Source organism: Thalassolituus sp., from assembly GCF_034111725.1.
GTDB lineage: Bacteria > Pseudomonadota > Gammaproteobacteria > Pseudomonadales > Oceanobacteraceae > Thalassolituus.
Map to the genome: position 1 here is coordinate 1 of NZ_JAWUWR010000007.1, position 10,806 is coordinate 10,806.

Annotated in this window: 9 protein-coding genes and 1 pseudogene; 6 read left to right on the forward strand and 4 right to left on the reverse strand. The window is 47.3% G+C overall.

Annotation, left to right across the window (positions count from 1 at the left end; translation table 11 throughout):
• A pseudogene (locus UXZ23_RS01070) lies at positions 1-773 on the reverse strand (NAD-glutamate dehydrogenase domain-containing protein); the annotation flags it as partial.
• A 218-nt stretch (positions 774-991) separates the two neighbouring features.
• Between UXZ23_RS01070 and UXZ23_RS01075 the strand changes: the two are divergent.
• Genes UXZ23_RS01075 through UXZ23_RS01100 form a run of 6 tightly spaced genes read left to right on the forward strand, consistent with a single transcriptional unit; the run spans position 992 to position 8,078 of the window.
• Positions 992-1,951 carry a MoxR family ATPase gene (locus UXZ23_RS01075; RefSeq protein WP_320818814.1) on the forward strand — a complete coding sequence of 320 codons (960 nt, stop codon included), beginning with the start codon at positions 992-994 and terminating at the stop codon, positions 1,949-1,951.
• A gap of 2 nt (positions 1,952-1,953) precedes the next feature.
• On the forward strand, positions 1,954-2,892 hold the full coding sequence (locus UXZ23_RS01080) for a DUF58 domain-containing protein (RefSeq protein WP_320818815.1): 939 nt from the start codon (positions 1,954-1,956) through the stop codon (positions 2,890-2,892).
• A complete protein-coding gene (locus UXZ23_RS01085) occupies positions 2,889-3,413 on the forward strand; it encodes a DUF4381 domain-containing protein (RefSeq protein WP_320818816.1) in 525 nt (174 codons plus the stop codon). The genes UXZ23_RS01080 and UXZ23_RS01085 overlap by 4 nt, the downstream gene beginning before the upstream one ends.
• Entirely contained in the window at positions 3,410-4,438 is a 1,029-nt protein-coding gene (locus UXZ23_RS01090; RefSeq protein ID WP_320818817.1) for a VWA domain-containing protein, read from the forward strand. Before UXZ23_RS01085 ends, UXZ23_RS01090 begins: the two co-directional genes overlap by 4 nt.
• Positions 4,435-6,396 carry a VWA domain-containing protein gene (locus UXZ23_RS01095; RefSeq protein WP_320818818.1) on the forward strand — a complete coding sequence of 654 codons (1,962 nt, stop codon included), beginning with the start codon at positions 4,435-4,437 and terminating at the stop codon, positions 6,394-6,396. Before UXZ23_RS01090 ends, UXZ23_RS01095 begins: the two co-directional genes overlap by 4 nt.
• Positions 6,390-8,078, forward strand: coding sequence for a BatD family protein (locus UXZ23_RS01100; RefSeq protein ID WP_320818819.1), 1,689 nt, complete (start codon positions 6,390-6,392; stop codon positions 8,076-8,078). The genes UXZ23_RS01095 and UXZ23_RS01100 overlap by 7 nt, the downstream gene beginning before the upstream one ends.
• 211 nt (positions 8,079-8,289) lie before the next feature.
• Here UXZ23_RS01100 and UXZ23_RS01105 read toward each other — a convergent pair whose 3' ends face one another.
• From UXZ23_RS01105 to UXZ23_RS01115, 3 genes are read right to left on the reverse strand one after another with little or no spacing between them, the layout of a single operon-like run.
• On the reverse strand, positions 8,290-9,204 hold the full coding sequence (locus UXZ23_RS01105) for a dienelactone hydrolase family protein (RefSeq protein ID WP_320818820.1): 915 nt from the start codon (positions 9,202-9,204) through the stop codon (positions 8,290-8,292).
• Positions 9,205-9,250: 46 nt separating this feature from the next.
• On the reverse strand, positions 9,251-9,484 hold the full coding sequence (locus tag UXZ23_RS01110) for a thioredoxin family protein (protein ID WP_320818821.1): 234 nt from the start codon (positions 9,482-9,484) through the stop codon (positions 9,251-9,253).
• Positions 9,485-9,495: 11 nt separating this feature from the next.
• The gene (locus tag UXZ23_RS01115) at positions 9,496-10,482 is read right to left on the reverse strand and encodes a permease (RefSeq protein WP_320818822.1); all 987 of its coding nucleotides are present in this window, start codon (positions 10,480-10,482) and stop codon (positions 9,496-9,498) included.
• Between the last annotated feature and the right edge of the window lie 324 nt (positions 10,483-10,806).

Consider the following 10,806-nt stretch of genomic DNA (forward strand, 5'->3'; position numbering starts at 1 on the left):
GTCGCCGTATTATATTTAAAAATGCCTAAATCGTTGGCGCTATCACGTACCACAAAGCGCTCTTTCTTCTCAGTTTCGATACTGAATTCGTCATAGGCCAAAAACGTGAAGTGGTTGTTTACTAACCACTGCATAAAGGCATCAGATTCTGCGCACTCTGCTTTATCGTGATGTCCCGATGTTTTTCCAAGATCAACACCCGCTGCTTTTGCCTTTGCAACAATCGCAGGAAAATCTCGAACACAGCTATTTACTTCAGACAACACGGCGATCAACTCTTGCGTCAACGCATCAAGCAGTTCGGTATCGGAATGATGATCAACCTCAATATAAATAATGGCTTCACTAACCGACGTTTTACTGGCCTGATTCCATGCTTTGCTGGTATTTAGTTTGCCGCCCTTGCTGCGTTCAGCATTGAGTGCGCAATAATGGATCGCGTGCAGCGACATCTGCCGAGCATTCAATTGCATGCGTACAGAATCGACTAAAAACGGCATATCCTCAAAAACCACCTCAATGACGGTATGCATCGACTGCCAGCCGTGATTTTCGTAGTCGGGGTTAAACACCCGTACCTTGGGGCTTCCTGCTTCGCGCTGTTGAATAAACTGCCAACAAGATAATGCTGCGCCATAGACATCATCTACCGAGCGGGCCAACAATTCGTCTTGCGGTGCTCCGGAGTAGTACAAATCCGAAAATTGCTTCAGTAAAGTCGCTTGAGTTGCTTCGTTGCGTTCGTCTATCAGAGTGTGTAAAGCTGTGAGCATGGTGACGTCTCGTATCTTTGTTATCTGGTTATATGCATTAAGCGTAGATCATTTGTTCACAATGACAGGGTCTTCAGATCAATCCCCTACCAACTATCTATTGACGCTCCTTTACCAATGGCCACAGAACTTTGTGAGTTACGACCTATCTGAGCATTGACCCACGCGAATGAATCACTAAAATCCTAAACAAATCAAAGTGCTAGGAACGGACTTACATGACACTACAAGCGGGTTTTCTGCAGCTCAAAGCATCCTTGCAGGAACGCATCATTGGTCAACCTCATTTGGTCGATCGCCTACTCATCACCCTCTTAGCCGATGGCCATTTACTGGTTGAGGGTGCTCCCGGTCTTGCCAAGACCAAAGCGATCAACGCCTTAGCCGAACGCATTGAAGGCGACTTCAAACGTATTCAGTTCACCCCTGATCTATTGCCAGGTGATATTACGGGTACGGATATTTATCGCCCGCAGACGCAAAGCTTCGATTTTCAAGCTGGCCCGATTTTTCATAACCTCATTCTTGCCGACGAAATAAACCGTGCACCGGCCAAAGTACAAAGCGCCTTGCTAGAAGCCATGGCCGAGCGTCAAGTAACGGTCGGTGGTGTTACTCGTCCACTGCCTGAACTATTTATGGTAATGGCAACGCAAAACCCAATTGAGCAAGAAGGCACCTACCCGCTACCAGAGGCACAGCTTGATCGCTTTTTGTTACATGTGAAAATCGGTTATCCCGACGCCAACTCAGAACACGCCATTTTGCGCTTAGCCCGTGGCGAGGCGATGAATGCCGCCAACGATATCGAACATCCGTTATCGGCAGAGGATATTTTGAAAGCGCGCCAAGAAGTGCTTTCCCTGCATATGAGTGACGCCGTAGAGCAGTATTTAGTTCAACTTATTATGGCTACCCGAGAACCACAAGCGTATGGCGAAGACATCGCAAACTGGATTGAATATGGTGCAAGCCCACGCGGAACGATTGCATTAGATCGCTGCGCCCGCGCTCATGCTTGGTTAGCTGGCCGCGACTATGTTAGCCCGGATGATATTAAAGCCGTGGCTCACGATGTATTACGCCACCGCCTATTACTGAGCTTTGAAGCTGAGGCCAGTGGTATGAACTCTCAACAAGTCATTAATGAGCTGCTCAAACGCGTACCGGTTGCTTGAATATGCTAGGGCACTTTTCCAACGGCACTGAAATTCTGCCAGAGAATTTAGCGGGACTGCGTGTGCTTGCGCCGCAACTACCGCTGCAACGGCAGAAAAAAGTACTCAACGATTTAGCGGGTACACATACGGCTGCGGTGCGTGGTCGCGGTATCGACTTTTCAGAAGTACGCGAATATCTACCAGGCGACGATATTCGTAGCATGGATTGGCGCGTTACTGCCCGCACCGGCGACGCGCACATTAAATTGTTTCGTGAAGAACGAGAACGCCCAGTACTCATTATTTGCGATTTACGCAGCTCGATGGATTTTGGCACTCGCCGTACTCTGAAACGCGTGTTAGCTGCCGACATTGCAGCATTACTAAGCTGGTCGGCGTTAGCTAAAGGTGACCGTATTGGCGGCCTGCTGTTTAACGACGTAACAGAATTAGATTTACGTCCCCGTACTGGCCGTAAATCCTTGATGAATTTACTGCATCAACTTAGCAGCCTAGAAGTCAGCAAGCCCAACGCTTTACAGCCGCAAAATCCAGCTCAACGCATGGCCGATATCTGCAAGCACGTCAGTCGCATCGCTCATCCCGGCAGTGCTGTGTATTTTATTAGCGATTGGCTAGGTTTCGACGCACAAGCAGAACGCTTAATTTATCCGCTAACGCGCCATTGCGATTTAACCGCAATACACATCAGTGATCCTTTCGAGCAATCGTTACCCGCTGGCCGATTTACCCTAACCGATGGTCAACAACGACAAGTATTGGATGCCAACAGCCAAAATACGCGCAGCGCTCATCAGCAACATTGGGATGCTCAACAGCTGATACTCGGCCAACATTTACAGCGTCTACAAGTGCCCCTGATTCGAATTAGCACGGCGGATGATCCGCTACCTTTATTGCGTAAAGGTTTAGGGTTAACGAAGGGAAGCAAACGATGAACTCCCAATCAGCAAACACCCAAGCGCTGCCATTAAAAGATATTTATTTGCCCGACCCCATTGGCCTTTGGCCTCTTGCTCCAGGTTGGTGGCTGCTTATCGTTTTAGTGCTAGTAGTCATAGGCACGGCTATTTGGTTTTGGCAATACGACCGTAAATATGGCGCGCCAAAACGTCAGGCTCGTGATCTTATTATTGGTGCATATACACAATGGAAAATTGATCAAAGCAACGAACACTATTGCGAAACCATTAACCAAAGCTTAAAGCGCTACTGGCGGCTTTATAACAAAGATGCGGTAGCGCTCTCCGGTAAAGACTGGGTACTAGCCCTAAATCGAATTGGACAGTCACCCATATTTACCGGTGATTTAGCTCATTCTCTCGCGTCCGGCCCTTATCGCCCTACGGCTTATATACCGCATGCAGAATTACAGGAAGCAGCATTGCGCTGGCTAAAAGTTGCCAATAGCAAAGCTTTGAGTCTGCCAATTACTTCTACAACTGGAGCCACCCAATGATCGAATGGCACTGGTTATGGGCACTTTGGTTATTGCCATTACCCATCATTATGCGATTAATCCCCGCGGTAAAACGCGACGAAGCTGCTCTTAAAGTGCCTAGCTTTACCTTATGGCAGAATGATTTTGGCCAATATCAAGTGGGGAGCGCTAAGGTCAACTTTGCTTGGCTCTTACCTTGCCTTATTTGGGCTGGCTTAGTCGTCGCCCTCGCCCGACCAAGCTGGCTCGGCGATGTTGTCGAACTACCGGTAAGTGGTCGCGACTTAATGATGGCCGTGGATATTTCCGGCAGTATGGAAATAAAAGATATGGAAATTAACGGTAAAGCCGTTGATCGTCTGAGCATAGTAAAAGAAGTACTAAATGATTTTATCGACCGCCGCGAAGGGGATCGTTTAGGCTTAATTTTATTTGGTTCCAACGCCTACCTGCAAACCCCGCTAACCTTCGATCGCGAAACGGTGCGCACGTTCTTAAATGAAGCTGCACTGGGTTTAGCCGGTAAGAAAACCGCCATTGGCGATGCTATTGCTCTTGCTGCCAAACGCTTAGAGAGTAACCCAGCAGAAAGCCGCGTACTGGTATTGCTCACCGACGGTGCCAATACTGCAGGAGAAATTGAGCCAGTCAAAGCCGCGGAATTAGCCGCGCAAATGGGGATCCGCATTCATACCATAGGCCTTGGTGCAGACTCCATGGAGGTCACCAGCTTCTTCGGCTCGCAGCGAGTTAATCCTTCTAGAGATTTAGATGAAGACTCACTCCGTAAAATTGCTGACCTCACCGGCGGGAAATTTTTCCGTGCACGCAACACCGGAGAGCTAGAAGAGATTTACACCATTATCGACCAACTGGAACCGACGGAAAAAGATCCGGAGATCTATCGTCCGCAAACCAGTCTGTATCAATGGCCGTTATTAGCCGCATTAATATTAAGCTTAATTCAAGGTGCCTTTAGCACAGGTGTCTTTAGCTCAGGTGTATTGTCACGTTTTAACAGTACCAAAGGAGGGGCGCTATGAACCCTCTTGATTGGTTAGTACCGCTATCTGATTTTCATTTTTTACGGCCAATGTGGTTGCTGCTATTTATACCAGCCGTCATTGCCTTCGTATTGCTGCTCAAACAACGTTTAGGCGAAGGTGATTGGCAACAAGTTGTTGATCCAGTATTACGCGCCTACGTGCTCGATCGTGCTCCAAAGCAATCCACAAAAAGTGGCCATTGGTGGATATTAATCGCGTGGCTGGTCGCTACCCTCGCGTTATCCGGTCCCACTTGGCAACGCATTCCTGTGCCGGTAATGAAAAACCAAGATGCCTTAGTCATCCTAATGGATATGTCGCTGTCGATGGGATCACAAGATATTAAGCCCTCGCGCGCTATTCGCTCGGTGCAAAAAGTTACGGATATTATTCGCGAACGAAAAGACGGTTTAACCGCCGTCATCGCCTACTCTGGTGACGCTCATACCGTCACCCCATTTACCGATGATGGCGAAACCATAGAGCATTTATTGCCATCATTAACACCCGAAATCATGCCTAAACTGGGGAGTCGTCCGGATAAAGCGATAAAATTAGCGCAAGAATTAATGACGAATGCCAATATTCGCAAAGCGCAATTCCTATTGCTTACCGACGGCATACAGCCGAATGATGTAACTCGCATAAAAGATTTGCTCGGCGAGAATACGCCACTAGCCGTCGTTGCCATTGGTACTGCCGAAGGCGCGCCGGTATCACTAGGCGACCAAGGTTTCTTACGAGATAACGACGGCAATATCGTCTTACCGCGTTTAGATACCGCACCACTGAATGAACTGCGTGCACAAGCCAATGTGCCTTGGTTACCCCTCGCCTTCGACGATCGCGATTGGAAAACCTTACTAAAGTCTGAAGTATCCACCAATGATGAAGAAACAGACAGTAGCCGTAATACACAATACGACCAGTGGCACGATGTGGGTTTTTGGCTGATCTTCTTGTTGTTACCGATCGCACTAATCACTTTCCGCCGTGGCGTAGTATTTACCATCGTCTTGATTCCAGCACTGTGGAGCCAACCAAGTGATGCCTTCGAATGGCAAGACTTGTGGAAAACGCCTGATCAACAAGGACAAGACCTAATTGCAACCGACCCCAATAGCGCCGCAGAAAAATTTGATGATCCAAGTTGGAAAGGCAGCGCCCTCTACAAAAGCGGTGACTACCAAGGAGCAGTCGATCAATTTAGCCAAGACGGCACAGCTAAAGGGAAATACAACCAAGGCAATGCTCTTGCACAAGCCGGTGATTTAGACCAAGCGATTGAAGCCTACGACGAGGTCATTGAACGTGCAGGTGCTAGCTCCCAACTAGCTCAGGATGCTAAGGCTAACCGTGAATTAGTTGAAAAAATAAAAGAGCAGCAAGAAAAACAACAGCAAAATCAGCAGTCATCAGACGACAATCAATCCTCTGACTCACAACAAAACGACTCGAAAAATCAGCAAAATGATAGCCAGTCGCAAGATCAACAGAACTCATCATCCAGCCAACAAGAAGATGACGAATACGCTGAGCAACAGGCACAAAAAAATAGAGAACAAAAAGACCAAGAACAAAAAGACCAAGAACAAAAAGATTCACAAAACGCTCAGTCACAAGCCGGTCAAGAGCAACAAGACAAAGAATCAGAAGATGAAAAGAATGCTGCTCAAGCTGGTGAAAAATCAGACGAAGAACAAAGTAAAGAAGACGCTCAGTCTATGGCCCAGCAACAACAGGAGCAAGACCAAGACGGCGAAAACCCGGACGATACAATGGGTCAACTCGACCCTAACGCAAGCCAGCAAGATGGCATGACGCGCGAAGAAAAAGCCGCGAGACAGAACTGGTTAAATCGGGTGCCGGATAATCCAGGCGTACTATTACAACGTAAATTTTTATATCAGTATCGCCAACAAGCTGATGACGACAAAGAGGAAGTCTTATGGTGAAGTCTAGCCGCGCCCAGCGCTGGTACACACTGCCCCTAACGCTAATGGCACTATTGCTGTTAGCTATACCCGTGCGTGCTGCCGAATTATTAGCCAGTGTTGATCGCAAAGAGATCACAAAATCCGACGTCGTTACACTGCAAGTTCGCTATACCGGCAATGCTGGATTTTCTAGCCCAGAATGGTCTGGTCTAGACAAAAGCTTCGACATTATTAATCAAAATCGCTCCATGCAATTCAATATGGCGAATGGCAGCAGCACCTCATATACCGAATGGACGCTATCACTGGCACCTAAATCAACTGGTAAACTTACAATTCCAGCATTTATATTCGATAACAGCCGCAGCGAGCCAATTACCGTTAACGTAACCGATTCGCCCAAAGCCACAAACGCGAGCAATGAAGAGTTCTATTTTCAGGTAGAAGTCAGTGGCGGTACGCACTATGTACAAGAGCAATTACTGTACATTGAGAAATTGTTTTACACCGTTAATCACGAAGATCCGTCGTTATCGGAATTTGCCGTGACCGATGCTCAAGTTCAAGCACTTGGCGAACCCAAGCAATACATCACAGTCGTCGATGGCCAACGTATCGGCGTATATGAACGACGCTACGCCATATTCCCAGAAGTTGCAGGCGAATTAGTGATACCTGGGCAACGCTTTAGTGGCCGTATTAGCAATCGTTACGACCGCTTTAATCGTGGCCGCACTGCAACCATAGTAAGCAAACCGATTAAGCTAAATGTACAGCCAATACCTAAAGACTACCCACAAGCACCTTGGTTACCGGCCAGCAATTTAAAAATTGAAGAGAACTTTAGCAAAGACGAAAAAAGCTGGAAAGTTGGCGAGCCTGTAACGCGCTCGTTTAAAATTACCGCCGACGGTATTTCTGGTAGCCAAATTCCACCGATACCAACACCTGAAGTATCGCAACTACGTTACTACCCAGACCAAACCAACCAAGATACGCAAATGGATGAAAATGGCTTACACGCCGCCGTTGCGCAATCGGTTGCCTTAGTGCCGACCACCGCTGGACGAATAGTTTTACCCGAGCTGCGTATTCCATGGTGGAACACACGCCTAAATACTGTTGAATATGCTGTGTTGCCGGCTCGTACCATTCACGTAGCCGAAGCGGTTAGCAGCATTCCAGCTCCGATTACAGCACCGCAAGACTTAGCTGTGAATAGCGCCGACGTGGTAGAAACCAATACCACTAGCGGAATATGGCCGTGGATCTGTGCCCTGCTCGTGATTAGCAACATCGGCACCCTTGCACTGCTATGGTTCCTACGTACTCGTCCAACCGGAGGCGAAATAACCCCGCGTAAACAGGGTAAAAAAGAAACTAGCGTAACCGTCGATGGTAACTGGAAAGAAGTACGCATTGCCTGTCAAAGCAGCAGCCCAAAATACATGCGCGACGCCATATTGCGCTGGGCACCTGTGCACTTTAACGACCCTAGCCTACTAACGATGGATCAGTTAATACAGCATTACCAAGACCCAAAAGTAAAAGCGGCATTGGCAGAACTGGATGCACAACTTTACTCACAGCAAGAAAACAGCGCATTTAATGGCAACGCCCTGCTCACATTGCTGAAGAAAGAAGATCCAAGTAATAAAAAGAAAAATACTAAAGAGGGTTTAGCGCCGTTATACCCCTAGTGAATATTGGGCTGGGGCTAAATTAGCATCGGCACTGCTCGCTGGCGCTCCCTGAGTACCTCCTACAGATTTAATAAATCGCAAACCTGTAGGAGCGATTCAACGAATAATTTCTCTAGAAACGACTCAACGAACAACTCCTGTAGGAGCGATTCAACGAACGTATTTTGTTCGTAGTCGCGACATTTATTGGCACTTAATTTTTACAACTTCACATTAAATGCTTATTAAAAAACGCCAACGTACGCGACCAAGCTAACTCAGCCTCGGCCTCAGCATAACGGCCCGTAGAATCGTTATGAAAACCGTGATTCACATCGGCATAATTGTATGCAACATAATCGGCTTTATTTTCTTTTAACACCGCTTCGTAAGCAGGCCATGTATCATTCACACGCGTATCAAGGCCAGCAAATTGCAACATAATAGGCCCCTTCACATGATCTCTTAAAGCTTCAGCCCCAGGCGTTCCATAAAAAGGAACCGCCGCACTTAACTCCTCAGGAATACTCGCGGCCAGCATATTGACGCCATAACCGCCATAACAAAAACCAACGCCACCGAGTTTGCCATTGCTCTGCGGGTGCTGCTTGATGTATCGAGCCGCCGCAATAAAATCTTCTTCTAACTTAGCCTTATCCATACTTGCTTGCAGTGCTCGACCGTCATCATCGTTACCGGGATAACCCCCGACAGGAAATAGCGCATCAGGAGCGAACGCGATAAAGCCCTGCTTCGCTAAACGCCGCGCCACATCCTTAATGTACGGGTTTAATCCGCGATTTTCATGCACAACCAACACCACAGGTGCTTTTTCAGTGGCAGGAGCACCAACTAAACGCTTAGGTAACACCAGATAACCTTGGCACTCACCGTATCCGTTAGGTGATATGAACCTCTCATAGGTCGCCTTGATATCAGCATCATTAAACGACACCTGCTCAGCTAATGCATAATTGGGAATTAATGCACTGGTCAGTGTACCTATCGATAAACCGACAGCGGTTAAAGTTGCTAAACGAGACATGAAAGTACGACGATCTATAACACCGTGTGCATACTCATCGTACCAATCGAAGGCTTCTTGGGGGATTACACGAGACTGAGGTGCTGCTGACTTAGACATGGCCGACTCCATACAGTGATACAAACACTGTAAGGAGCTAGAGACATTAGAGCAACCAACTCTCTACTTTTTTGCGATCCGGAATAGACCCGGAATGCACGACCACCTCATCAACCACCACCGCCGGTGTAGTCATCACACCATAATTCATCATCACCTCGGCGCTGGTTTCCTTTACGAGGTTAACTGGCACACCATGCTCGTCGGCTATCGCCTGAATCACCGCCGCCGTTTTAACGCATTTAGCACACCCCCTACCCCATACTTTAATTTGCTTCATATTTATCTCCGCTAACTAAAACTAACCGCATTCAAACTCCAACCCATCACCGTAAACGAAAACAGCAATAGCGCTAAAATGATCGCCAGTAACTTCCAAGTCATCACCTGCTTTAACAAAATAAACTCAGGGAAACTCGCCGCTACCGTACTCATACAAAACGCTAACGTCGTGCCAATCGGCAGTCCCTTAGTGATCAAACTTTCCATTACAGGAATAACACCCGTCGCGTTGGAATACAGCGGGATACCTAGCAATACCGCCATAGGCACCGACCACCACTGGCCACTGCCTAAATTCGTTTCGATCCACTCTACAGGCACATATCCGTGCAACGCTGCACCTAAACCCACACCGATAAAAACCCACTTCCAAACGCGGCTTAAAATATCCAATAGCTCGTGCTTGGCAAACTCATGCCGTTCTTTCGCGGTTAACTTTGGTGTATTCACACGTTCAGCGACCGTAGCAGGGTTAGCCGATTGATAAGCTTTAAGTGCAAAAGGCTGTAACAACCTTTCCGCATGAATAAGATCCAAGAACATACCGCCCGCAATCCCGATAGCTAAACCGACCAAGACATACGCTAGAGTAATCTCCCACCCCACCAAACTTAACAAAAGCAACACAGCCACCTCGTTAATAAGCGGCGACGTTAAAAGAAACGCCATCGTAATCCCAACCGGAATACCACCCGACGTAAATCCAAGAAAAACCGGAATACTAGAACAAGAACAAAACGGCGTAATCGCACCAAATACCGAACCCATGAAATAACCGATAAAACGATTTTTACCCGCCAAATAATCACGAACTTTTTCGATATTAAGAGAAGCACGAATCAACGCAATGAAATAAATCATCAACACCAAAAGAAAGAAAATCTTAGTGGTATCTTCAATGAAAAAATGAACAGCACCGCCCAGCTTAGAACCCGGCAACAACCCGAACAGCGTATAAGCCATCCAATCGGCTAGATCCGTAAAAATACTCAGCACATATACCTCTCATTCGCACAGCGAATAGGTAATCATAAGACACAAGGTAATAAACCCTAATGAACGAGTATACAAGCTAAATGGCGAGATAAACTTAGCGGGATGCGCGGTATTGGGGGAATCGGCGGTTATCTGGCTTTATCATGACTTAGGACAGCTAATTGGCGACGCTCGATACAGTCTGCCATGTAGGAGCGACTCAACGAACGCTTTTTGTTCGTAGTCGCGATAAGCGCCTAGATATATTCAACGATTGTAAATCGGCACTGCTCGCTTCGCTCCCTGAGTACCTCCTACGATTAATTATGAATAACTCTTACAATA

Coding starts and splice junctions, on each gene's coding strand:
- UXZ23_RS01100 (WP_320818819.1), top strand. CDS start 6,390: ATGGTGAAGTCTAGCCGCGCCCAGCGCTGGTACACACTGCCCCTAACG.
- UXZ23_RS01085 (WP_320818816.1), top strand. CDS start 2,889: ATGAACTCCCAATCAGCAAACACCCAAGCGCTGCCATTAAAAGATATT.
- UXZ23_RS01090 (WP_320818817.1), top strand. CDS start 3,410: ATGATCGAATGGCACTGGTTATGGGCACTTTGGTTATTGCCATTACCC.
- UXZ23_RS01095 (WP_320818818.1), top strand. CDS start 4,435: ATGAACCCTCTTGATTGGTTAGTACCGCTATCTGATTTTCATTTTTTA.
- UXZ23_RS01110 (WP_320818821.1), bottom strand. CDS start 9,484: ATGAAGCAAATTAAAGTATGGGGTAGGGGGTGTGCTAAATGCGTTAAA.
- UXZ23_RS01105 (WP_320818820.1), bottom strand. CDS start 9,204: ATGTCTAAGTCAGCAGCACCTCAGTCTCGTGTAATCCCCCAAGAAGCC.
- UXZ23_RS01075 (WP_320818814.1), top strand. CDS start 992: ATGACACTACAAGCGGGTTTTCTGCAGCTCAAAGCATCCTTGCAGGAA.
- UXZ23_RS01080 (WP_320818815.1), top strand. CDS start 1,954: ATGCTAGGGCACTTTTCCAACGGCACTGAAATTCTGCCAGAGAATTTA.